This window comes from Clavibacter michiganensis (assembly GCF_002151125.1).
Taxonomy (GTDB): Bacteria; Actinomycetota; Actinomycetes; order Actinomycetales; family Microbacteriaceae; genus Clavibacter; species Clavibacter michiganensis_C.
The window spans coordinates 1-23676 of record NZ_MDJZ01000006.1 but is presented as its reverse complement, the minus strand read 5'-3'; the positions used below and the strand labels follow the sequence as shown (position 1 = coordinate 23676).

The following is a 23676-nucleotide window of genomic DNA, read 5'->3' as shown; positions in this document are numbered from 1 at the left end:
GGTCACGCGGCCCGACCGCCCGTAGGGTGGAGCGCATGACCACCCCGCAGTCCGTATGGCAGGACAAGCTCGGCCGCCTCTCCATCCGCTGCATGCAGATCCTCGCGGTCCTCGTGGTCGCCATCGCGATCGTGTACGCCGCCATCTCGCTCAAGCTCGTCGTGATCCCGGTGATCATCGCGCTCATCCTCGCCTGCGCCGTGCGCCCGATGGTGCTCTGGATGGAGCGCCGCGGCGTCCCCGACGGCCTCGCCGCGGTCATCGCGCTCCTCACCGGGCTGGTGCTGTTCGGCGGCGCCATCACGGCCGTCGTCTTCGGCGTGCAGAGCCAGTGGCCGACGCTCGTGAAGGCCACCAGCGAGGGCGTCGACCAGCTGCAGGCGTTCATCGAGGAGGGCGGCCTGCCCATCGACTCGGCGCAGATCGACTCGCTCCGCCAGTCGGCCGTGGACTTCCTCACCAGCAGCCAGTTCGGATCCGGTGCCATCGCGGGCGTCTCCGCCGCCGCCGAGGTCGTCACGGGCGCGGTGCTCGGGCTCGTCGTGTTCTTCTTCTTCGTCAAGGACGGGCCGCAGATCTGGGCCTTCTTCATCCGCCCGTTCCGCGGTCGCGGCCGCAAGCGCGCCGTGCGCGTGGGCCACGAGGGATCCAAGGTGCTCGGCGGCTACATCCGCGGCACCGCGACGGTCGCGCTCGTCGACACCGTGTTCATCGGCGCCGGCCTCTTCATCCTCGGCGTGCCGCTCGCGCTGCCGCTGTCGCTCGTGGTGTTCATCGGTGCGTTCGTGCCGATCGTCGGCGCGACCGTCGCGGGCATCCTCGCGGCGCTCGTCGCGCTGGTGACCAACGACCTCACCACCGCGATCATCGTGATCATCATCGTCGTCGCCGTGAACCAGCTCGAGGGCAACCTGCTGCAGCCGGTCGTGCTCGGCAACGCGCTCAAGCTGCACGGCCTCGTCGTGCTGCTGGCCCTGACGGCCGGCACGATCCTCGGCGGCATCGTCGGCGCGATCCTCTCCGTGCCGCTCACAGCCGTCGCCTGGACCGCCTGGAAGATCGTCATGGAGCCCGACGAGGAGGAGCCGGAGCCGCCGGCACCCGCGCCCCTCGAACCCGTGGCCAAGGTCGCGCGCGGCCTCACGGCCAGGCTCACGGGCCGCTCCGCCGCGACCACCCGGGCCGACCGATGAGCGCCACCGGCGCCGCGTCGAGCCTCCAGCGCTCGCCCGGCTTCGCCGTCGCCGCGCGCCTCGGGCACGCGGTCAACGGCCTGCTCCACCTCCTCATCGGCGTGATCGCGTTCCGCCTCGCCACGGGCGGCGGCGGCGAGGCCGACCAGTCCGGCGCGCTCGGCTCCATCGCGGGATCGCCCGGCGGTCGCGTGCTGCTCTGGGTCGTCGTGGTGGGCCTCCTCGGGCTCGGCCTCTGGCAGCTCGTCGAGACCGTGCTCGCGCGCGGCGAGGACGCCAAGCGCACCTGGGCGGCGCGCGCGAAGGAGCTCGGCAAGGCCATCGCCTACCTCGCGATCGCCGTCACCGCGCTGCGCTTCGCGACCGGCGGATCCGCCGACTCGTCCGAGCAGACGCAGTCGATCAGCGCCCGGCTGCTCGCCGCGCCCGGCGGCGTCGCGCTGCTCGTGATCCTCGGCCTCGCCGTCGTCGCGGTCGGCGTCTACTTCGGCTTCAAGGGCGCGACCCAGCGCTTCCGCGAGGACCTGGCCGTGCCGCCGGGATCGCTCGGGCGGGGGATCACCGCGCTCGGCGTCGCGGGGTACGTCGCCAAGGGCGTCGCGCTCGTCGCGGTCGGCGTGCTGTTCGTCATCGGCGCGGTCACGGCCGACCCGAGCCGCGCCACCGGCCTCGACGGCGCCCTCCAGGCGCTCGCCGGCCTGCCCGCGGGCGTGGCCGTGCTCGCGATCACGGGCCTCGGGCTCATCGCCTACGGCCTGTACTGCGGCGCCCGCGCGCGCTACGCCAAGCTGTGACGCCGGGTCCGCCCGCGGCCCTCGACGGCGTGCGGCCGGACGAGGTGCACGTCGTGCGCGTCTTCGCGGACACGGACGGACGCCAGGGCAACGAGCTCGGCATCGTGCTCGCGTCACCGCGCACCGACGGGCGCGAACCGGCGATCGCCCGCGCGCTCGGGTTCAGCGAGACGGTGTTCGTCGACCGGGTCGACGCGCCGGGCGCGGATCCGCTCGGGGCGTCGATCCGCATCCTCACGCCCGCGCGCGAGCTGCCGTTCGCCGGGCACCCGACCGTCGGCACCGCGTGGTGGCTCGGGTCGCGCGGAGCGCCCGTCGACCACCTGCGGGTGCCCGCCGGGATCGTGCGCGTGGACCGCGCGGGCGACGAGGTGCGCGTGACCGCCGATCCCGCGTGGGGGCCCGAGTTCGCGTGGCTTCCCGTGGGATCCGTCGCCGAGCTCGCAGCCCTCGACCTGCCGGCCCTCGCGGGGGCGTCCGGCGTCGACCACCTCTACGCGTGGGCGTGGATCGACGAGGCCGCGGGCGCGATCCGGGCGCGCATGTCCGCTCCCGCGCTCGGCGTGCCCGAGGACGAGGCGACCGGATCCGCCGCGCTCCGCGTCACCGCCCACCTCGGCCGCGACCTCCGCATCACGCAGGGCCGCGGCAGCGAGCTGGTCACGCGGCTGCTCGCCGACGACCGGGCGGAGGTCGGCGGCCGCACGGTGCCGGACCGCGTGATCCCGCTGCCCTGACCCGCCCGGCCGCCGTCGCCCGTATGGACCGTCGCGCGGCTACGCCGTCTCGGTCTCCGCGTCCTCGACCGTCGGCTCCTCGCGCGGGATGACCAGGATCTCGGAGATCCGCCGCCGGTCGAGCGCCGTCACCTGCAGGGTCACGCCGTCGACCTCGACCGTGTCGCCGACCTGCGCGAGCCGGCCGAGGTTCTCGATGACGAAGCCCGCGACCGTGTCCGACGCGGAGTCGGGCAGCTTGACGCCCGTCGCCTCCTCGAAGTCCTGGAAGTTGAGGCGTCCGTCGATCGTGCCGCCGTCCTCCGCGAGGTCGCGCGTGGCGGAGTCGGTGTCGTACTCGTCGAAGATCTCGCCCACGACCTCCTCCACGAGGTCCTCGAGCGTCACGATGCCGTCGGTGCCGCCGTACTCGTCCACGATCACGGCGATCTGGTGGCCCTGGGCGCGCATCATCGTGAGCGTCGGCAGCACGCGCGCGGTGGCGGGGAGGTACGGGATGGGGCGCAGGATCTCGGACACGGGCCGGTCCGGATCCGCTGCGATCGCCTGGTACAGGTCGCGCACGTGCACGAAGCCGATGACGTCGTCGATGGTCTTGTCGACCACCGGGTAGCGCGAGTACGGCCGGTCCTGCACGTCGATGCCCGCCTCGCGGACGGTGCCGGTGCCGTCGAGCGCGGCGATCTCGGGCCGCGGCTTCATCACCTCGCTGAGCTGGCGGTGGCGGAGGGAGAGGACGTCGTCGAGGATCCTGCGCTCGTCGTCCGGGAGGCCCTCGTGGCTGGAGACGATGTCGCGGAGCTCCTCCTCGCTCATCTCCTCGCCGGTCTTGTTCGGGTCGCCGCCGAGCAGGCGCACGACCACGTTCGTCGAGACGGACAGCAGCCAGATGACCGGGCGCATGAGGATCGCGAAGCCGTTGAGGACGGGCGCGACCGCGTACGCGAAGCCCGCGTTCCGCTGGATCGCGAGCCGCTTGGGCGCGAGCTCGCCGAGCACGAGGGAGAGGTAGGCGATCATCAGCGTGAGCAGGAGCGTCGCCAGCGTGGAGGCGAAGCCGGCCTCGAGGCCCCATGACTCGAGCAGCGGCACGACGGACGGGGCGATCGACGACGCGCCGTACGCGGCGGAGGCGAACCCGGCGACGGTCACGCCGATCTGCACCGCCGCGAGGAAGGTGTTGGGGTTCCGGGCGAGCGCGGCGACCTTCTCGCCGCGGCGGCCGCGGGCGGCGAGGGCGTTCAGCTGGCCCTCGCGGAGGGTGACGAGCGCCATCTCGGTGGCGGCGAACACGCCGCCGACGAGGACGAACACCACGACCAGGACGATGTTGAGGAGGAGGTCGCCGTTCACGAGCGGGCGCCGGTCGGGCGGGTGGTGCGACGGTCCCCGTGGGCGATGGTGCGGAGGGGAGCGGTGGCGCGGAGGGTTCGGGGCGTGCCCGGGGTCGTCCGGGCGCCGGGACTGTGGCTGTCGGGAGCGGGCTCCCGCGCGGTTCTGTGCATGCGGAGATGGTAGCGGAGCGGGTGGGGAAATAGCCGGGCCGGGAACTCAGGGGCGGACGGGCGGCGGGGCGGGCGCGTCCGCCAGGAGGACGTCGGCCGACCGCCTCGGGGCGAAGCCGGCGTCGAAGTCGCGCTCGTTCGGGATCCAGACGTCGCGAAACAGGGCGGCGTGGTCGCGGCCCAGACGGGCATCCCGCGCCATCCCGCGGGCCGACGCCGTCCCGAGGTCCACGTCGCACCACACGGCGAGGTCGATCCACGGCCGCGCCTCGGGGTGCAGCAGGCCGATGAGGTCGACCACCAGGAGGTCCGTCGCGGGCAGCGGCTCGGGTGCGCCCAGCTCTCGTCGGGTCCAGTCGTAGCGGCGGAAGGCGGCGCGGCGCCCGGAGCGGAGCGGATCCAGCACCTGCTCCACGAGCCGGAGTCGGTCGACGCCGTCCCAGTCGGAGGATCTGCGGTGCGAGCGCGACGGGTCGAGGAAGTCGTCTCCGCGCAGGCGGACGGAGCCGGGGAGCGCGGCGGCGAGTCGCCGGGCGAGCGTCGACGTGCCGGATCCGCCGTAGCCCGAGACGCCGACGACGACCGGCCGGTCGGCCTCCGCGCGCAGGGCGGCCGCGTGGCGGGTGAGCTCGGTCGCGTCCATCCGGCGAGCGTAGGGGGCCGGACCGCCGACGCGCGCGGGCCGGGTCAGCCGGCCGGGACGCAGCCGGTGCCGCAGCGCGCGGCGCGCTCCCGCTCCCGCGCCCGCTCGAGCAGCGACACGTGGAGGTACCCCGCGTACCCGCCGGGCGTGCGCCCCTCGCGTCGGCTCGAGGTGAGCACCTCACCCGCCGCGGACGCCGTGATCGCCGCCCCGCGGTCGCGGAGCCGGGCCACGAGGTCCACGTCCTCGTGCTCCGCGACCGCCGGGAACCCGCCGGCGGCGACGTACGCGTCGGCGCGCACGCCGAGGTTCGCGCCGTGCACGTGCCCGTTGGCCTCGCCGGGCACGCGGGTGGCACGCCAGGCCGCGACCTGCGCGGGGCTGAGGTCCGCGAGCTCGGGGCGCACGGTGCCCACGACCACGTCGGCGCCCGCGTCCGCGAGCTCCAGCTGGCTCGTGATCCACGCGGGCGGCACCGCCGAGTCGGCGTCGGTGCACGCGATCCAGTGCTCGGCGTCCCCGCCGTCCCAGCCGGCGCGGGCCGCGTCGACCCCGCGGGCGCGCGCGGCGCCCACGCGACCGGCGGCGCTCTCGATCACCTCGACGCCGGCGGCGCGCGCGACCTCGGCCGTGCGATCCCGGCAGTCGTCGGCCACGAGGATCACGCGCACGCGGACCCCCGCGGCCCGGGCGCGCGCGGCGGCGACCTCGACCGAGGCGAGGCAGCGCCCCACGAGCTCCTCCTCGTCGCGCGCCGGGATGACGACCGTCACCGCCCGGATCCGCGGGGCCGGCTCGGCCTCGGCCGCCGCGGCCGCCGTGCCCGTCACCGGAGGCCCGTGCGGGTCGCGACCGAGCGCGGATCCGCCGACAGCACCTCGAGCAGGAAGTCGTCCTCCTCGTGCCGCGCCAGCACGTGCAGGCCGGGGATCGCGGCGAGCCGCGCGTGCACCTCGTCGCCCGTCCGGCGGAAGTCGCCCTCGGGGTGCCGCCAGTGGCAGGCGACCAGCGTGCCGGTGGCGCCGAGGGCGTCGGGCAGGGCGGCGAGCACGCGGTCGAACGCGGCGTCGTCGAGGTAGTAGCCGACCTCGCTCATCACGACGAGGTCGAAGGCTCCGGCCGGCCAGTCGGCGCCGACGTCGCGCACCTCGAGCCGCACGTGCGGCGTGTCGGCGAGGCGCGTGCGCGCCCGCTCGACCGCGGTCGGCGCGACGTCCACGGCCAGCAGCTCGTCGACGCGCTCGGCGAGGCCCGCGGTGGTCACGCCGATGGAGCAGCCGATCTCGAGCGCCTGGCCGTAGCGCTCGTCGGGCAGGGCCGCGAGGGTCGCGAGGCGCTTGCGGCGCTCGTACCAGCGGGTGGTGACGCGCCACGGATCCTCGGTGCGCGCGTAGGCGGCGTCGAAGCGCTCGGCGGCGGTGGGTGTGGCGTCGGCGTCGCCCACGATCAGCACCTCCCGGTCGCGGTCCGCGTGCCGGAGGAACCCGGGCAGCAGCACCGCGCGGTCCTCGGGGGCGTCGGAGAGCGGATCCACCTGGCTGGCGTGCGCGCGGATCGCGGCGCCCTTCGCCTCCCGCACGCCCGCGTCGAGCGGCAGCGCGCGCATCGCGGACCACGGCACGCGCGGGTCGTCGGGCGTCGCCCAGTGCCACATCCAGACCGGGTACTCGACGAGCCGGATCCCGCGCTCGGCCGGCAGCGCGCCCACCAGCTCGGCGACCACCTCGCCCGTGACGCGGTGGTCGCGGTGCCCGTCGCCGCGCCAGGGCGCCGCGACCCAGGTGCCCGGGGCGGCGTCGGCGAGGAGCGCGGCGAGGTCGTCGCGCACGGCGTCGCGCCGCTCGCGGACGCCGCCGTCGGGGTGGCCGAGGAGCACGAGCCGGGCGTCGGGCGCGACCGCGTCGAGGGCCGCGCGGGCCTCGTCGCGGCGGACGGCGACGAGCTCGTCCGGCGTGCGCGTCGGGGATCCGGGGTGCGAGGCGGCGCCGTCCGTCACGATCACGAGGGTCACCGGCACGCCGCGCGCGGCCGCCGTCGCCATCAGCCCCGCGGCGCCGATCGACTCGTCGTCGGCGTGCGCGGACACCACGAGGAGCCCTGCCAGTCCCGTGAGGTCGGGGGCGGCGAGCGCGTCCCAGCGCGGATCCGCGTCCCACGCATCCGCGTCGGTGCCGGGCTCGCGCGCGTCGAAGGCGACGCGCGTAGGAGCAGCCGGATCCGTCGGAGCAGCCGGATCCGTCGGAGCAGCCGGATCCGTCGGGGTCGCCGGATCCGCGGCCGCCGTGGTCACGTCGGCGTCCGCCGCGGCCGAGACCGCGGCCTCCGCATCCGCCGCCCGCCGCCTGGCCGCCTCCGCGAGCGCCCCGCCGAGCGACGCGTCGTCGCGCTCGGCGTGGTGCTGCCGCACGTAGAGGCCGAGGTCGGCGACGCGCTTGGCGTGATCCGCGTCCTGCGCGAGCGGGGCCGGCCCGAGCGCGTGCGCGACGTGCGTCAGCGTCTCCTCCACCGCCCGGGCGACGACGGCCCGCACCCGCTTCGCGAGCAGGCGACCCTGCTCGCCCGAGGCTCGCCCGCGGTCGACCAGGGCGGCGGCCTCGGCGAGGGAGGCGCGGGCGCCGTCGAGCGCCGCGTCCACGGCGCCCAGGTGCATGAGGAGCAGGCGGTCGGCGCCCTCGCGGGACGCGGCCCGGATCAGCGTGCGCGCCAGCCCGACCGCGCCGCCGTACCAGCAGGCCGCGACCTGGATCCCGCCCCAGTGGAACCCGGGCCGCTCGAGGTACCAGCCGGGCTCGCCCACGCGCCGCGCCGGCACGTCCCGCATGCGCAGCGGCCCGCTCGGGACCTCCACGAGCCCGCGGGCGACCCAGGCGCCGGGCACGACCTCGACGCCGGGATGCCGGAGGTCCACCGCGAACAGCCCGCGCGTGCCGTCGGGGTCGGCGGCGGTGATGAGCGCGTCCGTCAGCGATCCGGCGAGCGAGCACCACGGCTTCGTCCCGGACAGGCGCACGGCGTCGGAGCCGGGAGCGGCGGCGGCCACGAGCGGATCCCCGCCGCCCTCCGCCGCGAAGACGCCCCACGTGCGCGGCTCGGCCCCGTCGTCGACGCCCGAGCCGGCGGGCAGCCCGCCGGCGCCCGCGGCGGCGCGCTCCTGGTCGAGGATGGCGAGCGCGTCGAGGTGCGGCTCGACCGCGCGGGCGATCCCGAGGTCGGCCGCGGCGAGCGTCGCGAGCGCCTCCCAGAGGTCCGCGGTCGCGCCGGTGCCGGGACGCGCCCCGGCGTCGCCGAGCCGCACGCCCAGGGCCAGCGCGCGCTCCGTCGTCCAGCCGGACCCCGCGGGCGTCGCCGCGAGCGTCGCGCGCACGAGCGAGACGGCCGCACCGGGAGCGTCGTCGCCTGGCGGCACGGCGCCGGATGTCAGTCGGACGCGCGCCGGGGCGTTCGCGTCGAGGGGGGAAGCGGGCAGGGGACCGGATGTCACGGGGAGGGGCGCCAAATCGTCGAGGGTACGGCCGGGCGAGGCGGGGCCGTCCTCCGAACCTACAAGCGTCCGGGGCCCGTGGCACCCGGGCCCGGCGATCCGCCCCGGCGTGCATGCGGGTGCCGCTCTCGTGCCGGATCCGTGCGGGCGTGTCCGCGCGCGATTGTGGCAGTCTGGCCGCCTCGGATCCCCCGGCCACGCGGGTGTGGGACCCTGACGACAGGGCTGGGGCGCGATCCGCACCGCCCACGCACGACAGAGGGGATCCACATGGACCAGCACGCCGACCAGCACGCCGACGAGGCCGCCGCCCAGGGCCCGGCCGACCAGCCCGCGCCCGAGGCCGTCGAGGAGTTCGAGCGCCTCGCCGTCCTGCGCATGGGCGGCCACGACATCGAGGGCGCGATCGACGAGCTGCCCGAGACGGACGCACGCGACGTGGCCGAGGTGGCCATCGACCGCGTCGTCCGCGGCTACGAGAACCTCTAGCCGATCCGCGCCAGCCCCCGTCAGCAGGACGGGGCCGTCACCCGGCCGCCCGGCGACGAGGACCGGTCCCTCGCGCCTACCGCCCCGTGAGCCGGGCGATGAGCTCCCGGTAGCGCTCCGCCGTCCGCTCCACGATCTCCTGCGGCAGCACGGGCGGGGTGCCGGTGCGATCCCAGTTCGCCGCCAGCCAGTCGCGCACGATCTGCTTGTCGAAGCTGTCCGTGCGGTTGCCCGTCGCGTACGCCTCCGCGTCCCAGTACCTGGACGAGTCGCTGGTGAGCACCTCGTCCGCCAGCGTCGTGATCCCCGTCCGCGGGTCGATCCCGAACTCGAACTTGGTGTCCGCGAGGATCACGCCGCGCTCCTCGGCGATGGCCGACGCGCGGCGGTACACGTCGAGCGAGAGGTCGCGCAGCCGGGCCGCCTCCTCGTGGCCCACGAGCTTCTCGGTGCGCGCGAAGGTGATGTTCTCGTCGTGCTCGCCCTGCGGCGCCTTCCAGGCGGGCGTGTAGATCGGCTCGGGGAGGCGGTCGCCCTGCTGGAGGCCGGCCGGCAACGGGATGCCGCACACCGTGCCGTGCTCGCGGTACTCCTCCCAGCCGGATCCCGCGAGGTAGCCGCGCACTACGCACTCGATGGGCAGCATCTCGAGCACCCGGCAGAGCATCGCGCGCCCGGCGACGGCCTCGGGGATCCCGATGCGCTCGAGGGTCGCGCCGTCGACGAGGTGGTTCGGCACCTCGAGGCGGTCGAACCACCACAGGCTCAGCCGCGTGAGGAGCTCGCCCTTCTGCGGGATCCCCGGCTCGAGCGCGAAGTCGTAGGCGCTGACGCGGTCGGTCGCCACCACGAGCACGTGCGGCTCTCCCTCGAGGGCGCGGTCGTCGGTGTCGTCGACGGCGGGACTGAAGAGCTCGCGCACCTTGCCCGAGTACGCGTGGTCCCAGCCGGGCAGGTCCCACTCGGCCGCGTGGCCCGCGGGGACGGGCGCGCTCATCGGATGACCTGCGCGGCGATGTCCGTGCGGTGCTGCGACCCGTCGAGCGACAGCCGCCCCACGGCCTCGTACACGCGCGACCTCGCCTCCTCGAACCCGTGGCCCGTGGCGACGACGCTCAGCACCCGACCGCCCGTGGCGACCAGGCCGGCGTCCGACTCCGCGGTGGCGGCGTGCGCGATGCTCACGCCCGCGACGGCCTCGGCCTCCTCGACGCCCGAGATGAGGCGTCCCGTGCGCGGCGCCTCCGGGTAGCCCTCGCTCGCGACGACCACGGTTACGGCGACGTCGTCCGAGAACTCCGGCCGCGCGACGCCGCCGAGCTCGCCGGACGCGGCGGCGAGCAGCAGCTGCGAGAGCGGCGTGACGAGGCGGGGCAGCACGACCTGCGTCTCCGGATCCCCGAAGCGCGCGTTGAACTCGATGACGCGGATCCCGTCCGCGGTGAGGATGAGCCCGCAGTACAGCAGCCCGATGAACGGCGTCTGCTCCTCCGCGAGCTTCCGCACGGTGGGCAGCGCGATGGTGTCGATGACCTCGTCGACGAAGCCGGCCGGGAGCCAGGGCAGCGGCGAGTACGCCCCCATGCCGCCCGTGTTCGGCCCCGCGTCGCCGTCGCCCAGGCGCTTGTAGTCCTGCGCGGGGGAGAGGGGCACCACGTCGTGGCCGTCGGAGAGGAGGAAGAGGGACACCTCCTGCCCGGCGAGGAACTCCTCGACGAGCACCGTGCCCTGGCCGAGGTAGTGCCGCGCGTGCGCGAGCGCGAGCGTGCGATCGGCCGTGACCAGCACGCCCTTGCCCGCGGCGAGGCCGTCGGCCTTGATGACGTAGGGGGCGCCGTACTCGTCGAGCGCGGCCTCGACCTCCTCGACGGTGCCGGCCTGGGCGGCGCGGCCCGTGGGGACGCCCGCCTCCTCCATGATGCGCTTGGCGAAGGTCTTGGATCCCTCGAGCGCGGCGGCCGCCCGGCCCGGCCCGAACACCGGGACGCCGCGCGTGCGCAGCGCGTCCGCGACCCCGGCGACGAGCGGCGCCTCGGGCCCCACGACGACCAGCTCGAAGCCCTCCGCGAGCGCGTGCTCCGCGACCACGACCGGGTCGTCGATGTCCATCTTGACGACGGGCACGACGCGCGCGATCCCGGCGTTGCCCGGGGCCGCGACGATCATGTGACCCGCGTCCTCCCGGAGCAGGGCCGTGACGATGGCGTGCTCGCGCGCACCGGAACCGAGTACCAGGATCTTCACGCCCCCACCCTATCGACGCGGACCCCGCCGGACGGGGGCCCGTGGAGGGCTGCCGGGCGCGCCGCCGGACGCGCCGGATCCGCGCCCCGGCGAGGGGGAGCGGAGGGCGGGAGCCGACCCGCCGCGGGAACGGGATGGGTCGGCCCCCTGCCTCGCCGGCGTTCTTCGGGTCCGCCGACGGGCATGTCGTCCGGCCCCTCCCGTCGCCCGGGGAGACGGTGGGAGGGAGGACGTCGTGCGGTGCCGGGCGGGTCGCGTCACCGCGGGGCACTTCCATACACGGTAATGGATGTCCCCCAAAGGACGGACACGTCGCGACGCCCCAGTAGGAGGGGTGCGGCGGCCGGCGGCGGACGCCCGGACGGCGCCGCTCTGGCATCCTGGGGCGATGGCCAAGGCGCGCATCCACCCCACCGTCGGACAGCCCGCCGTGCGCGCCGCGCTCGCCCGGGGCGCGGACGCCGACCGGGAGACGCGGGCCACCGCGGTCCGCTTCCTGCTGCAGGCGCTGGCGGACCTCGCGCCCGGCGGCACCGTGGAGGTGCGCGTGCCGCCGTTCGGCGCCGTGCAGTGCATCGAGGGCCCGGGTCACACGCGCGGCACGCCGCCGAACGTCATCGAGACCGACCCGGCCACGTGGATCGCCCTCGCCACGGGCGGCACGAGCTGGGAGGCGGGCGTCGAGGCGGGCGCCGTGCGCGCCTCCGGCCTGCGCGCCGACCTCCGCGGACTCCTCCCCGTGCCGTGGGAGCTCCCCGCCGACCGCTGAGCCGGACGACCCGGGCCGCGGTTCGCCCCGTGACGGTGGGGCGGGGGATGATGGAGGCATGACCGACGCCCGACCCCAGCCCGACGACGAGCGCCGCACCGAGGTCCTCGTGCGGCGGTCCCCCCGCTACTTCCGCTTCATGGGCGTCGGAGCGGTCCTCGGGATCATCGTGGCGATGGTCCTCACGCTCACCTTCCCGTCGAACCCCGAGTTCTCGGAGGCCCAGGTGCTGGCGTTCCTCGCGCTGTTCGCGGTCGTGCTCTTCGGCGGGCTGGCGGCCCTGCTCGCGCTCGTGCTCGACCGCGCGGCCTCGCGCCGCTCCCGCGTGCTGACGGCCGAGCGCGAGCGGGGCGAGCCGGGCGCCTGATCCGCGCCCCGCGGACCGCGTCGCCCCGGCCCCGCCGCCCGGTCAGCTCAGCTGCGTGCGCTCCAGCCAGGACAGGTACTCCGGCGTCACGTTGCCGGTGATGTACTCGCCCGTGAAGCAGCTCATCTCGAGGTCCTCCACGCCGGTGGATCCCTCGAGGATCGCGTCGCGCATGTCCGCCACCTCCTGGTAGATGAGGTGGTCCGCCCCGAGCTCCTGCGCGATCTCCGGGATCTTCCGCCCGTGCGCGATGAGCTCCTGCCGCGACGGCATGTTGATCCCGTACACGTGCGGGTAGCGCACGGGGGGAGCCGCCGAGGTGAACGTCACCTTGTTGGCGCCGGCCTGTCGGGCCATGTCGACGATCTCGCGGCTCGTCGTGCCGCGCACGATGGAGTCGTCGACGATGAGGATGTTCTTGCCCTTGAACTCGGAGCTCATGGCGTTGAGCTTCTGGCGCACCGACTTCTTGCGCTGCGCCTGCCCCGGCATGATGAACGTCCGGCCGACGTAGCGGTTCTTGTAGAACCCCTCGCGGTACTCGATGCCGAGCGTCTGCGCGACCTGCATGGCCGACGGGCGGGAGGAGTCGGGGATCGGCATGACCACGTCGATGTCGCCCGCGGGGCTGTGCTCCGCGATGGTGGCCGCGAGCCGGTTGCCCATGCGCAGCCGCGCGTCGTAGACGCCGATGCCGGACATGACCGAGTCGGGCCGCGCCAGGTACACGAACTCGAACGCGCAGGGGATGAGGCGCGGCGCCGGGTGGCACTGGCGCGAGTGCATCTCGCCGTCCATCGTGATGAAGACGGCCTCGCCGGGGCGGACGTCGCGCACGATCTCGTAGCCGAGCGACTCCATCACGAGCGACTCGCTCGCCACGACCCACTCCATGCGGCCCCCGGCGAGCTCGCGGCGGCCGAGGGTGAGCGGGCGGATCCCGAACGGGTCGCGGAACGCGAGCATCCCGTGCCCGGCGATCATCGCGATGGACGCGTACGAGCCCTGCACGCGCTCGTGCACCCGCTCGACGGCGGTGAAGACCTGCTCGGGATCGAGCGCCAGGCCCGACACCTGCGACTGCAGCTCGTGCGCCAGCACGTTGACGAGCAGCTCGGTGTCGGAGCTCGTGTTGGTGTGGCGGCGATCCACGTGGAAGAGCTCCTGCGCGAGCTCCCGCGTGTTCGTGAGGTTGCCGTTGTGCACCAGCACGATGCCGTAGGGCGCGTTCACGTAGAACGGCTGCGCCTCGTCCTCGTCGGCGGCGCTGCCGCGGGTCGCGTACCGCACGTGGCCGAGGCCCATGGTGCCGAGCAGCGAGCGCATGTCCCGGGTGCGGAAGGCCTCGCGGACCTGGCCGCTGAGCTTCTTCACGTGGAAGGTGTTGCCCTCGGCGGTGGCGATGCCGGTGGAGTCCTGACCGCGGTGCTGCAGGAGCAGGAGGCTGTCGTAGACGAGTTGGTTGACGGGTTCGGACGATACGACGCCGACGATGCCGCACATGCTTCGGCTGACTCCTGAAGAGTAGAAGAGGTGGGGGAGCGGCCAGTCTCCCACACGGGAGCGACGCGCCCGGCCGCTACCCTGTACGCGTGACCACCAAGAGCTCGTATGCAGAGGCCGGCGTCGACACGGAGGCCGGCGATCTCGCGGTCCAGCTGATGAAGGAGGCCGTGTCCCGCACGCACGGCCCCGAGGTCATCGGCGGCTTCGGCGGGTTCGCGGGCCTGTTCGACGCGAGCGCCCTCACCCGGTTCCGCCACCCGCTGCTCGCCACCTCCACCGACGGCGTGGGCACCAAGGTCGCCATCGCGCAGGCGATCGACAAGCACGACACCATCGGCCAGGACCTCGTCGGCATGGTCGTCGACGACATCGTCGTGGTGGGCGCGCGTCCCCTCTTCATGACCGACTACATCGCCTGCGGCAAGGTCGTGCCGGTGCGCATCGCCGACATCGTCGCCGGCATCGCCCGCGCCTGCTCCGACACCGGCACCGCGCTGGTCGGCGGCGAGACGGCCGAGCACCCCGGCCTCCTCGGGCCCGACGACTACGACGTGGCCGGCGCCGCGGTCGGCGCGGTCGAGGCCGACTCCGTGCTCGGATCCGAGCGCGTGCGCGACGGCGACGTCGTGCTGGCCCTCGCCTCCAGCGGCCTGCACAGCAACGGCTTCTCGCTCGTCCGCCACATCCTGAGCGTCGCCGGCATCGGCTTCGGCGACACGTCGGCCGAGCTCGGCGGCGTGGTCGGCGAGGTGCTCCTCGAGCCGACCCGCCTCTACACGACGCCGCTGCTCGACGTGCTCGGCCAGCCGGACCTCGGCCCGGGCGTGCACTCCATCAGCCACGTCACGGGCGGCGGCATCGCGGCGAACCTCGCGCGCGTGCTGCCCCGCGGGGCCTTCAGCGAGCTCGAGCGCTCCACGTGGTCGCCGCCCGCGGTGTTCCGGGCGCTCGCCGGCATCGCCGGGTCCACGCTCGAGAGCGCGGAGGGCACCTGGAACCTCGGCATCGGCATGATCGCCGTGGTCGACGCCGCCGCCGCGGACGGCATCGCGCGCGCGCTCACCGCCGCGGGCATCCCGACGTGGGAGGCGGGCCGCGTGACGGTCGGCGAGGCTCCCGCGGGCGCCGGCTTCGAGCAGGGCGCCAAGGGCGTCGACGGCGGGGCCGTGCGCCTCACCGGCCGCTACCGCGACTGATCCGCGTCGCGCCCCGCGCGGCGGATGCCGTGCCCTGTCCGCCGCGCGGGATGCGGGCGCACATGAGCGGACCCGCCTCACGAGGAGACGGGTCCGATGCCCATCCGGCCGGGGCCGGCGGCGGGATCAGGCGCGCTTCTGCTCGTCGCCCGGGACGTAGGCGTCCGGCTCGTCGGCGTACTCGTCCCACTTCGCGGCCTCCGCCGCGTACTGCTCGTCGACCGCCTCATGTGCGGTCAGCTCACGCTCCAGCTGCGTGTAGTCCACATTGGGACTGAACGACTTCAGCTCTCGCGCGATCTTGGTGTGCTTAGCTTTTTGACGGCCGCGCCCCATGCGAGACCCCCTCACGACTCAGGCCCCGACGGGCGGTGACAACGCTGGATGCAGCGGACAGGGATTGGAGAAAACCTAGGGGCTACCCTAACATGGGGCCCTCGTCGTCCCGGGCGTGTCCTCCCCGTCCGGAGAGCGCGCATCCGCATCGTACGGCCTCCCCCGGGGATCCCCCTGCTGGCCGGGAGCGGGCGCTAGCCTGGTCGTCCCATGACCTCCGAGCCGGCAGAGACCCAGGTCGTGGTCATCGGTGCCGGACAGGCCGGGCTCTCCGTCGCGTACCACCTGCAGCGACTCGGCCTCCGCATGGGCACCGACGCCGTCGTGCTCGACCGCGGGCCCTCGACGGGCGGCGCCTGGCAGCACCGGTGGGCGGCGCTCCGGCTGGGATCCGCGCACCGCGTCGCCGACCTCCCCGGCATGGCCCAGCTCGGCATCTCGTTCGAGACGGCGGACCGGCGGCTCCCGGCCCGAGACGTCGTCCGCGACCACTACGCCAGGTACGAGGAGCACTTCGACCTGCGGGTCGCGCGCCCCGTCGAGGTGCGCGCGGTGCTCGACGCGGACGTGCCGCCGCCCGCCGCGTCGCGCCGCCGGGCCGCGCACCCCTCCGAATCCGCGCGCCCGCTCCAGGTGCGCGCCACCGACGGCGACCGCGTCGCCCGGCTGGTCGTCAACGCCACCGGCACGTGGGGATCGCCGTTCATCCCGTCGTACCCCGGCCTCGGCACGTTCCGCGGCAGGCAGCTGCACACCTCCGGCTACCGGGCGGCCGCCGACCTCCGCGGGCTCCGCGTGCTCGTGGTGGGGGGCGGCACCTCCGCCATCGGCTTCCTCCTCGAGCTGGAGGGGGTGGCCGTGCGCACCATGTGGTCGACGCGGCGTCCCGTCGACTTCCTCGAGGCGGGCGAGCTCGACGTCGAGGCCGCGGTGCGCGCGGTGGACCTGCAGGACCAGGCCGCGCGCGCGGGCGAGGCGCTGCCGAGCATCGTCAGCGGCACGGGCGTGCCGCGCACGCGCCGCATCGTGGCGGGGATCCGGCGCGGCGTGCTCGAGAGCCGCGGCGCCATCGCGCGCTTCGAGGAGGACGGCGTCGTCTGGGCGGACGGCGGGCGCGACCAGGTGGACGCGGTGATCTGGGCCACCGGCTTCCGCCCCGAGATCCGGCACCTCGCGCCGCTCGGCCTCCGGGAGAAGGAGGGCGGGGTGCGCGTCGAGTCGGGGGTGTCGGCCAGGGATCCGCGGGTGTTCCTCGCGGGCTACGGTCCGCAGGCGTCGACGATCGGCGCGAACCGCGCGGGACGCCGCGTCGCCCGGCAGGTCGTCGCGGCCCTCGGCTGAGGGCGTCGCGCCGCGGCGCGTAGGGAGGGGGCGTGGGGGCCGGCGCCGTCCGCGGGAACTCGCGGCGGGCCCCCACGTCCATCCGGACCCTGCGGGTCGGTCCGGACGTGATCCGACCGGCGCGGGGTGGGCCGACTCTGGCGCACCCCGCGACCTGGTCGACCTGCACGGACTCTCGGGGGAAGAGTTCGTGCGCAAACGAGTCTACAGCCGTGTCCCCCTTTCCGAGGACACGGGTGCGTCGACCGGCGGCACGGCGGAGGGGAGCCGCGCCACATGGCACGGCTCCCCTCCGGGGTGGGCGGATCAGCTCCGCGCGTCGTCCTGCACGGCCTGCTTCGCGTCCTGCGCGGAGGTCGAGACGTCCTGCGCGGTCGACTGCGCCTCGGATCGCACGGTGCCCGCGGAGTCCGTCGCGGTGTCCTTGACCGCGGCGGCGGCCTGCTGCGCCGGCTCCTTCAGCTCGCTCGTCACGTCCTTGGCCGCGTCGGTCGCCTTCTCGACGAGGGGCTGCGCCTTGTCCTTCACGGTCGAGGCGAGCTCCTTCTCCTTGTCGCTCGCCGGGATCAGCGAGGCGATCAGGAGCCCTGCGCCGAAGGCCACGAGGCCGAGGCCCAGCGGGTTGCCCTGCGCCTTCGCCTTCGCGCCGCCCGCGGTGCCGGAGACGGCGTCGCCCACGTTCGCGCGCGCGTCGCTCGCCGAGCCCAGGACGCTGTCCTTGACGTTCGAGAAGGCGCCGCGCACCTTGTCAGTCTGGCGCTGGGCCACCTTCGCGGGGGTGACCTTGTCGGCCACCGCATCCACGTCGACGCTCAGCTCGTTGCGCGTGCGCTCGATCTCCGCACGGATCTGCTCGGGGTTGTCGCTCATCGGTCTGCCTCGTTCCTCTTCATCGCTTCGGGGATCTTCTTGACGCTCTCGGCCGTGCGGGGCGCGCCCTGCACGGTCTTCAGCTGCTTGCGGCCCTGCAGGTACATGACCAGGCCGATGACGGCCCAGATCACGGCCACGACGACCGCGGCCCAGGCCAGGTTGTCGAACCAGTAGGACAGTCCGACCATGAGGGCGACGGAGAGGAAGAACACGGCCATGAGGCCCGCGTATCCCGCGCCGCCCAGGAGGCCGGCGCCCTTCCCGGCCTTCTTCGCCGAGTCGCCGATCTCGGCCTTGGCGAGGGCGATCTCCTGGCGCATGAGCGTGGAGACGTCCTTCGTCACGTTCCCGAGCAGGTCGCCGAGACTCGTGGTCGCGGCCTTCTCCTCGGAGGGGGTGCGCCCGTCGGTCATGCGCGCGATCCGTCGGACGTGCCGCCCGCGCCGAAGGTCTCGGTCAGCGGGTCGACGGGGCGCGTCTGGTCGTACAGCGGCGTGGACGCGGTGGTCCGGGTGGCGGCCGCGGTGTCGTCCGCGTCGTCGTAGGGGCCGACGCCCATCGGGTCGTCCGCGCCGAGCTGCGTCGACGGGAGGCCACTGGCCGCCGCGGCCGGGGCGGCGGGCGCCACGTACCCGGACGCGGTGCCGCCCGTGGTCGTCGGGGTGGACGGCGTGGCGGTCGTCGTGGCGGCCGGGGCCTCCTCCGCCTCCTTCGCGTCGTGCGCCTCGCTCGTGAGCGAGCGCGTCAGGCGGCCCGCGGCGACGCCCGCGACGACGGCGAGCCCGACGAACAGGCCCGGTCGACGGCGCGCGAAGTCCGTGACGTCGCGGAGGAGCGTCCCCGGGTCGCGGCCCTCGAGGTACGAGGCGGCGCTGCCGGCGCGCTGGGAGACCTGCGCGACGAGCTCGCTCGCGAGGCCCGTGCTCTCCGAGCTGTCGCCCATGTCGCGCAGCTCGTCGCTGAGCGTGCGGAGGCTGCCCGCGGCCCGCTCCTGCTGGACGCCCGTCTGCTCGCGGAGCTGGTCGCGGGTCTGCGCGATGAGGTCCTGCGCCTGCGCCTTCGCCTCGGACGCGACCTTCGAGGCCTCGTCCTTCGTGACGCCGGCGACGTGCTGGGTGCCGGCCTTCGCGTCGCCCGCGACGCCGGCGGCCTGCTCCTTCGCGGTGTCCTTCGTGCTGCCGCTGGTCGTGCTGCCGCCGGTCGTGCCGGTGGAGGCCGGCACGGGGGCGGCGGCGTAGGCGTCGTCGGCGATGGATCCGCCCGCGGGCGTCGCCGGTGTGGGGTCGTTCGACATGTGGTTCCCTCTCGGTGCTCGTGGTGGTCGAGTTCCCGCAGGGCTGGGGCCCCGGGGATCCATACGCAACTCCGAGTGGAGGGCAGTGCATAGCCCCCCGTCGAAAAAGGGGGGGCCCTAACTATTCGCGCGCAGATGCGCTATGCGCGCACGCCTGCTACGGCGTCCGTCGGCCGCTCGTGTGCTTCACGGGCGTCGTCGGCGGCGGGCCGGGGCGCCGCGAGACGGGGCGCACGGGCTCGCCGCGGCGGTCCTGTCCGGGCACCGGGCGCGACCGGCGGCCGTAGATGAGCTCCGACGAGTCGAGCAGCCACGGCACCAGGGCGAGCGTGACGCCGTGCACGAGGAGGAGCTTCTGGCGGATCCGGCGGGCCTTGTGGTTGTGCAGCAACGTCTCCCACCAGTGGCCGACGATGTAGACGGGCGTGTAGACCGTGATGATCTCGCTGCCGTGCTCCTCGCGCCGCGACTTCAGGTACTTGATGAGCGGGAAGCTGATGTCGCGGTACGGCGACGCGACGATGCGCAGCGGCATGTCGATCTCCATCTCGATCCACTGCCGCTCGAGCAGCTTCGTCGCCTCGTCGTCGATGGAGACGTGCACGGCCTCGATGCTGTCGTGGTCGGCGGCGATGGCGTAGTCGAGGGCCTTGAGGACGGGCTTCTGCATCCGGCCGACGAGCACGACCGCGTGGTCGCCCGTGGAGCCGAAGACGGTCACGGGATCGACCTCGATCTCCTTCTCGACGTCGCGGTAGTAGCGGTTCACGCCGAGCATGAGGAGGAAGAGCACCGGCATGATCGCGAACACGAGCCAGGCGCCGTGCGTGAACTTCGTGATGGTGACGACGACGAGGACGAGCGCCGTGAGCAGCGCGCCGAACGCGTTGATCGAGAGGCCGCGGATCACCTCGCCGCGGTTGGCGCAGCCCTCGCGGAGCATGCGGGTCCAGTGCACGACCATGCCGGTCTGCCCGAGGGTGAACGAGACGAAGACGCCGATGATGTAGAGCTGGATGAGCTGCGTGAGGTTCGCCTGGTAGACGACGAGGATCAGCGTCGCGCCGAGCGCGAGGAGCAGCATGCCGTTGCTGTACACGAGGCGGTCGCCGCGCGTGAGCAGCGACTTCGGCGCGTAGGCGTCCTTGGCGAGCACGGATCCGAGCAGCGGGAACCCGTTGAAGGCGGTGTTGGCCGCGAGCAGGAGGACGGCCGCCGTGGTGGCCTGCAGCAGGTAGAACATCAGGCTGCCGTTCCCGAAGGTGGCCGCCGCGACCTGCGCCATGAGGCTCTTCTGCGGCTCGGTGGCGCACTCCGCCCAGCCGATGAGGTCGCACGGGTGCTCGCCGTAGTGCACGCGCGCGATGAGCGCGAGGGTGGTGAGGCCGACGAACAGCACGATGGCGGTGCCGCCCATGATCACGAGGGTCGCCTGCGCGTTCTTGACCTTGGGCGTGCGGAACGCCGGGACGCCGTTGGAGATGGCCTCGACGCCCGTGAGCGCGGAGCAGCCGCTCGAGAAGGCGCGCAGCAGCAGGAGGATGAACGCGACCTGCGACAGGCTCGGGGTGTCGACCGTGTAGGCCGCGGACTCGGCGACGGGCGGGTCGCCGAGCGCCGTGCGGGCGAGGCCCACGACGATCATCACGCCGACGCTGGCGATGAAGAGGTACGTCGGGACCGCGAACGCCTTGCTCGACTCGCGCACGCCGCGGAGGTTGACGGCGGCGAGGAGCGCGACGAAGAAGACCGCGATCTCCACGCGGAACGGGGCGATCTCGGGGACCGCGCTGATGATGTTGTCGACGCCCGACGCGACCGACACGGCGACCGTGAGGATGTAGTCGACGAGGAGGGCGGACGCGACGACGAGGCCGGCCTTCTCGCCGAGGTTCCTGTGGGCGACCTCGTAGTCGCCGCCGCCGGACGGGTAGGCCTTGATGAGCTGGCGGTAGCTGAGCACCACGACGACCAGCAGGATCACGACGCAGGCCGCGACCCACGGCGCGAAGCTGAGGAACGCGAGGCCGCCGAGCGTGAGGATGAGCAGCAGCTCCTGCGGCGCGTAGGCGACGGAGCTGAGCGGGTCGCTCGCGAAGATGGGGAGCGCGAGGTGCTTGGGGAGCAGCTGGCCCTCGAGCTTGTCGCTGGCGAGCTTCTCGCCGATGAGCAGCCGCTTGGCGGGACTGCTCTCGGGAGCCTGGGGGTCCGGAGTCACGAGCGGCCACGATACATGGCGACGCGCCCGGGCCGCGACGGTCCCGGGAGCCGGCCGTACGGCGGCTGGATCCGCGTCGTCCCGCGGACTACCCGACCGTGGCGACCGGGCCCGTGGGGAGGGTGCCCGGTGCGTCGTCGGGGGTGGCCGCGCGTCCCCGACGACGGGGGGCGCGGGCGGGGACGGGCAGGTCGAACAGGGGGAGCGTGCGCTGCACGATCGGCCCGATCAGCAGGGCGAACGCGAGCGTCCCGAGGCCCACGTCCCCGCCGAGGGCCCAGCCGATCGCGAGCACGACCAGCTCGATGCCGACGCGCACGCGCCAGACCGGCCAGCCCGTGCGGCGGTGGATCCCGGTCATCAGCCCGTCGCGCGGGCCCGGCCCGAAGTGCGCGCCGATGTAGAGGCCCGTCGCGATGCCGAGCAGCACGAGGCCGGCGGCGAAGAGGGGGACGCGGATCCAGAGCGTCTCGACGGCGGGCACGACCGCCAGAGCGACCTGCGCGCTGTAGCCGACGAAGAGGACGTTGAGGACGGTGCCCCAGCCGGGTCGCTGGCGGATGGGGATCCAGAGCAGCAGCACGAGCGCGCCGATGATGTTCGTCACCAGCCCGAACGGGAGTCCCGTGCGCAGCGTGACGCCCTGGCTGAGGACGTCCCACGGGGAGACGCCGACGGCGGCCTGCAGCATCATCCCGATCGCGAAGCCGTAGAGGAAGATGCCGATGGCGAACTGGACTGAGCGACGGAGCATGGGGGAGATCCAATCGCGGTCGGGGTTGCGGGACAAGAGGCCAATCGCCAGGCTGTGGCCTCATGACCCCCGCAGGATCCGCTCCCTCCGCCGTGCTCGGCCCGACCGCGCTCACGGCGCTGCTGGGGGAGTGGACCCGCCCGGGCAGCCCCGCGTACGCCGCGCTCGCCGACGGGATCCGGCGGCTCGTGCTCGACGGCCGCGTGCCCGTGGGGGCGCGGCTCCCCGCCGAGCGGGAGCTCGCCGCCGCGCTCGGCCTCAGCCGCACCACGGTCGCGGCGGCGTTCGCGGCCCTCCGCGGGACCGGCCACCTCGCGAGCCGCCGCGGCTCGGGCAGCGTGACGCGGATCCCCCGCGGCGCCCCGCACGCGGAGGGCGACGGCCGCGAGGTGGCGGACATGAGCCGCGCCGCCGTCCCCGCGGCGCCCGCGCTCGCGGAGGCGGCGATGCGCGCGGCCGCCCGGCTGCCCGCGCACCTCGACGGGCACGGCTACGACGTCGACGGGCTGCCGGCGCTCCGCGAGGCGATCGCCGCCCGCTACCGCGCGCGCGGCCTGCCGACCGAGGCCGAGGACGTGATGGTGACGGTCGGCGCGCAGCACGCGATCGGACTCCTCGCCTCCGTCCTCGTGCACCGGGGCGACCGCGCGCTCGTCGAGCAGCCGAGCTACCCGCACGCGATCCAGGCGCTGCGCGACGCGGGCGCGCGCCTGGTCGGGGCGGGCGTCGGCGTCGACGGCTGGGACGAGGACGTGCTGGAGCAGACCATCCGGCGGACCCGGCCCGCGCTCGCCTACCTCATGCCCGACTTCCACAACCCGACGGGCCGCACGATGCCCGAGGACCAGCGTGCCCGGATCGTCGCGCTCGCCGAGGCGCACGGCGTGACCGTGGTCGCCGACGAGACGACGGCCGAGCTCGACATCGACCGGGCGACCGCGCATCCGCCGCTCGCCGTGCACGGGTCGCCGGGCGCGGTGGTGCTCATCGGGTCGGTGGGGAAGACGGTGTGGGGCGGGCTGCGGGTCGGGTGGATCCGCGCCGGCCGGCCGCTCCTCCGCGAGCTCGCCCGGGCGCGCTCGGCACGGGACCTCGGCACGCCCGTGCTCGAGCAGCTGGTGGTGGCGGAGGTGCTGGGCGGGATGGACGGGATCCTCGCCGAGCGCCGCGCGCGCCTGCGCGAGACCCGCGACCACGTCGAGGAGGCGCTCGCCCGGCGCTTCCCCGGGTGGGAGGTGCCGCACGTCGACGGCGGGCTCGCGGTGTGGGTCGGGATCGGCGCGCCCGTGAGCACCGAGCTCGCGCTCGCCGCCCGGTCGCGGGGGCTCGCCATCTCCGGCGGGAGCCGCTTCGGGCACGACGGCGCGTTCGAGCGGTTCCTGCGGATCCCCATCACCGCGCCGCCCGCCGCCACCGACCGCGCGCTCGACATCCTGGAGGACGCGTGGCGCGGCCTCGCGCCCGACGCGGGCCGGCCGGTCGCGGGCCGGGAGCACGACGTCGTGGACCGGTCGATCCTGGTCTGAGGCGGGCGCCGGTCCCGCGGGCCGGCGCCGGTCCCGACCGCTCCGCCGCCTGGGGACGCGGCCGACGGCGGTGCGCCGCACCCCGCTACCGTCCCTGCATCCGCGCGTCCCCTCCAGGTGGGCTGTCCGCCCGGGCTCCCGTCCGTCCCGCGAGCGCCGTCCCTGCGGGGGTCGCCAGCCGCACGAGCCTGGAGGAACGACCATGCGCATCCATCCGCGAACCACCCCCGCCGCGACCCCCTCGACCCCCGCCGCCTCCCGCCGTCGGCGCGCGCTCGCCGCGATGGCGCTCGCCGGCGGCCTCGCCTCGGCGGCGCTCGCCGTGCCCGCCTCGGCGTCCGCCGCCACCGCGCCGGCGGGTGACGCTGGCGCCAGCGTCGTGGTCGCGCCCGCGCCCGACGACCATATTC

General features: G+C 74.8%; 22 protein-coding genes and 1 pseudogene. 10 read left to right on the top strand and 13 right to left on the bottom strand.

What is annotated here, in order from left to right:
- The first annotated feature begins 35 nt into the window (after positions 1-35).
- Genes BFL37_RS04910 through BFL37_RS04900 form a run of 3 tightly spaced genes read left to right on the top strand, consistent with a single transcriptional unit; the run spans position 36 to position 2724 of the window.
- Positions 36-1193, top strand: coding sequence for an AI-2E family transporter (locus BFL37_RS04910; protein ID WP_086514040.1), 1158 nt, complete (start codon positions 36-38; stop codon positions 1191-1193).
- Positions 1190-1987 (top strand): DUF1206 domain-containing protein, encoded by a 798-nt coding sequence (locus BFL37_RS04905; RefSeq protein ID WP_086514039.1) that lies wholly within the window; start codon positions 1190-1192, stop codon positions 1985-1987. Before BFL37_RS04910 ends, BFL37_RS04905 begins: the two co-directional genes overlap by 4 nt.
- Entirely contained in the window at positions 1984-2724 is a 741-nt protein-coding gene (locus BFL37_RS04900) for a PhzF family phenazine biosynthesis protein (protein ID WP_241533862.1), read from the top strand. The genes BFL37_RS04905 and BFL37_RS04900 overlap by 4 nt, the downstream gene beginning before the upstream one ends.
- Positions 2725-2763: 39 nt before the next feature.
- Here the strand turns inward: BFL37_RS04900 and BFL37_RS04895 are convergent, their stop codons facing one another.
- The 4 genes from BFL37_RS04895 to BFL37_RS04880 form a co-directional block, all read right to left on the bottom strand.
- Positions 2764-4077 carry a hemolysin family protein gene (locus BFL37_RS04895; protein WP_086514038.1) on the bottom strand — a complete coding sequence of 438 codons (1314 nt, stop codon included), beginning with the start codon at positions 4075-4077 and terminating at the stop codon, positions 2764-2766.
- Between the two features lie 198 nt (positions 4078-4275).
- Positions 4276-4872 (bottom strand): uridine kinase family protein, encoded by a 597-nt coding sequence (locus tag BFL37_RS04890; protein WP_241533861.1) that lies wholly within the window; start codon positions 4870-4872, stop codon positions 4276-4278.
- Positions 4873-4916: 44 nt separating this feature from the next.
- Positions 4917-5702, bottom strand: a complete 786-nt coding sequence (locus tag BFL37_RS04885; protein WP_086514037.1) for a glycosyltransferase — start codon at positions 5700-5702, stop codon at positions 4917-4919.
- The gene (locus BFL37_RS04880; RefSeq protein ID WP_241533860.1) at positions 5699-8278 is read right to left on the bottom strand and encodes a PIG-L family deacetylase; all 2580 of its coding nucleotides are present in this window, start codon (positions 8276-8278) and stop codon (positions 5699-5701) included. The genes BFL37_RS04885 and BFL37_RS04880 overlap by 4 nt, the downstream gene beginning before the upstream one ends.
- 345 nt (positions 8279-8623) lie before the next feature.
- Between BFL37_RS04880 and BFL37_RS04875 the strand changes: the two genes are divergently transcribed.
- Positions 8624-8842: a hypothetical protein gene (locus BFL37_RS04875; RefSeq protein ID WP_086514036.1), complete on the top strand. Its 219-nt coding sequence runs from the start codon at positions 8624-8626 to the stop codon at positions 8840-8842.
- A 76-nt stretch (positions 8843-8918) separates the two neighbouring features.
- On the opposite strand, the gene BFL37_RS04870 is transcribed toward BFL37_RS04875, so the two are convergent.
- Positions 8919-9839: a phosphoribosylaminoimidazolesuccinocarboxamide synthase gene (locus BFL37_RS04870; RefSeq protein WP_086514035.1), complete on the bottom strand. Its 921-nt coding sequence runs from the start codon at positions 9837-9839 to the stop codon at positions 8919-8921.
- On the bottom strand, positions 9836-11086 hold the full coding sequence (gene purD, locus BFL37_RS04865; RefSeq protein ID WP_086514034.1) for a phosphoribosylamine--glycine ligase: 1251 nt from the start codon (positions 11084-11086) through the stop codon (positions 9836-9838). Before purD ends, BFL37_RS04870 begins: the two co-directional genes overlap by 4 nt.
- 388 nt (positions 11087-11474) lie before the next feature.
- Between purD and BFL37_RS04860 the strand changes: the two genes are divergently transcribed.
- Entirely contained in the window at positions 11475-11855 is a 381-nt protein-coding gene (locus BFL37_RS04860; RefSeq protein WP_086514033.1) for a sterol carrier family protein, read from the top strand.
- Between the two features lie 58 nt (positions 11856-11913).
- A complete protein-coding gene (locus BFL37_RS04855; RefSeq protein WP_086514032.1) occupies positions 11914-12222 on the top strand; it encodes a hypothetical protein in 309 nt (102 codons plus the stop codon).
- A 42-nt stretch (positions 12223-12264) separates the two neighbouring features.
- On the opposite strand, the gene purF is transcribed toward BFL37_RS04855, so the two are convergent.
- Positions 12265-13725, bottom strand: a complete 1461-nt coding sequence (gene purF / locus BFL37_RS04850; protein ID WP_086514031.1) for an amidophosphoribosyltransferase — start codon at positions 13723-13725, stop codon at positions 12265-12267.
- An 89-nt stretch (positions 13726-13814) separates the two neighbouring features.
- On the opposite strand from purF, the gene purM reads away from it, so the two are divergent.
- Positions 13815-14924 (top strand): phosphoribosylformylglycinamidine cyclo-ligase, encoded by a 1110-nt coding sequence (gene purM / locus BFL37_RS04845; protein WP_086514030.1) that lies wholly within the window; start codon positions 13815-13817, stop codon positions 14922-14924.
- Positions 14925-15050: 126 nt separating this feature from the next.
- Here purM and BFL37_RS04840 read toward each other — a convergent pair whose 3' ends face one another.
- Positions 15051-15260, bottom strand: a complete 210-nt coding sequence (locus BFL37_RS04840; protein ID WP_086514029.1) for a DUF3073 domain-containing protein — start codon at positions 15258-15260, stop codon at positions 15051-15053.
- 210 nt (positions 15261-15470) lie between these two features.
- Between BFL37_RS04840 and BFL37_RS04835 the strand changes: the two genes are divergently transcribed.
- Positions 15471-16601 carry an FAD-dependent oxidoreductase gene (locus BFL37_RS04835; protein ID WP_086514028.1) on the top strand — a complete coding sequence of 377 codons (1131 nt, stop codon included), beginning with the start codon at positions 15471-15473 and terminating at the stop codon, positions 16599-16601.
- Between the two features lie 306 nt (positions 16602-16907).
- Here the strand turns inward: BFL37_RS04835 and BFL37_RS04830 are convergent, their stop codons facing one another.
- The 5 genes from BFL37_RS04830 to BFL37_RS04810 form a co-directional block, all read right to left on the bottom strand.
- Positions 16908-17471 carry a DUF3618 domain-containing protein gene (locus tag BFL37_RS04830; RefSeq protein ID WP_086514027.1) on the bottom strand — a complete coding sequence of 188 codons (564 nt, stop codon included), beginning with the start codon at positions 17469-17471 and terminating at the stop codon, positions 16908-16910.
- On the bottom strand, positions 17468-17887 hold the full coding sequence (locus BFL37_RS04825) for a phage holin family protein (RefSeq protein WP_086514026.1): 420 nt from the start codon (positions 17885-17887) through the stop codon (positions 17468-17470). Before BFL37_RS04825 ends, BFL37_RS04830 begins: the two co-directional genes overlap by 4 nt.
- Positions 17884-18768, bottom strand: coding sequence for a hypothetical protein (locus tag BFL37_RS04820; RefSeq protein ID WP_086514025.1), 885 nt, complete (start codon positions 18766-18768; stop codon positions 17884-17886). The genes BFL37_RS04825 and BFL37_RS04820 overlap by 4 nt, the downstream gene beginning before the upstream one ends.
- Before the next feature lie 157 nt (positions 18769-18925).
- Entirely contained in the window at positions 18926-20986 is a 2061-nt protein-coding gene (locus BFL37_RS04815; protein WP_086514024.1) for an APC family permease, read from the bottom strand.
- Between the two features lie 88 nt (positions 20987-21074).
- A complete protein-coding gene (locus BFL37_RS04810) occupies positions 21075-21740 on the bottom strand; it encodes a YczE/YyaS/YitT family protein (protein ID WP_086514023.1) in 666 nt (221 codons plus the stop codon).
- Between the two features lie 62 nt (positions 21741-21802).
- On the opposite strand from BFL37_RS04810, the gene BFL37_RS04805 reads away from it, so the two are divergent.
- Together BFL37_RS04805 and BFL37_RS04800 are read left to right on the top strand one after the other, a co-directional pair.
- Positions 21803-23266, top strand: coding sequence for a PLP-dependent aminotransferase family protein (locus BFL37_RS04805; protein ID WP_086514022.1), 1464 nt, complete (start codon positions 21803-21805; stop codon positions 23264-23266).
- Between the two features lie 202 nt (positions 23267-23468).
- Positions 23469-23676, top strand: a pseudogene (locus BFL37_RS04800) (hypothetical protein); the annotation flags it as partial.

Coding starts and splice junctions, on each gene's coding strand:
- BFL37_RS04910 (WP_086514040.1), top strand. CDS start 36: ATGACCACCCCGCAGTCCGTATGGCAGGACAAGCTCGGCCGCCTCTCC.
- BFL37_RS04905 (WP_086514039.1), top strand. CDS start 1,190: ATGAGCGCCACCGGCGCCGCGTCGAGCCTCCAGCGCTCGCCCGGCTTC.
- BFL37_RS04890 (WP_241533861.1), bottom strand. CDS start 4,872: ATGGACGCGACCGAGCTCACCCGCCACGCGGCCGCCCTGCGCGCGGAG.
- BFL37_RS04875 (WP_086514036.1), top strand. CDS start 8,624: ATGGACCAGCACGCCGACCAGCACGCCGACGAGGCCGCCGCCCAGGGC.
- BFL37_RS04870 (WP_086514035.1), bottom strand. CDS start 9,839: ATGAGCGCGCCCGTCCCCGCGGGCCACGCGGCCGAGTGGGACCTGCCC.
- BFL37_RS04860 (WP_086514033.1), top strand. CDS start 11,475: ATGGCCAAGGCGCGCATCCACCCCACCGTCGGACAGCCCGCCGTGCGC.
- BFL37_RS04855 (WP_086514032.1), top strand. CDS start 11,914: ATGACCGACGCCCGACCCCAGCCCGACGACGAGCGCCGCACCGAGGTC.
- purF (WP_086514031.1), bottom strand. CDS start 13,725: ATGTGCGGCATCGTCGGCGTCGTATCGTCCGAACCCGTCAACCAACTC.
- BFL37_RS04840 (WP_086514029.1), bottom strand. CDS start 15,260: ATGGGGCGCGGCCGTCAAAAAGCTAAGCACACCAAGATCGCGCGAGAG.
- BFL37_RS04835 (WP_086514028.1), top strand. CDS start 15,471: ATGACCTCCGAGCCGGCAGAGACCCAGGTCGTGGTCATCGGTGCCGGA.
- BFL37_RS04830 (WP_086514027.1), bottom strand. CDS start 17,471: ATGAGCGACAACCCCGAGCAGATCCGTGCGGAGATCGAGCGCACGCGC.
- BFL37_RS04825 (WP_086514026.1), bottom strand. CDS start 17,887: ATGACCGACGGGCGCACCCCCTCCGAGGAGAAGGCCGCGACCACGAGT.
- BFL37_RS04820 (WP_086514025.1), bottom strand. CDS start 18,768: ATGTCGAACGACCCCACACCGGCGACGCCCGCGGGCGGATCCATCGCC.
- BFL37_RS04810 (WP_086514023.1), bottom strand. CDS start 21,740: ATGCTCCGTCGCTCAGTCCAGTTCGCCATCGGCATCTTCCTCTACGGC.
- BFL37_RS04805 (WP_086514022.1), top strand. CDS start 21,803: ATGACCCCCGCAGGATCCGCTCCCTCCGCCGTGCTCGGCCCGACCGCG.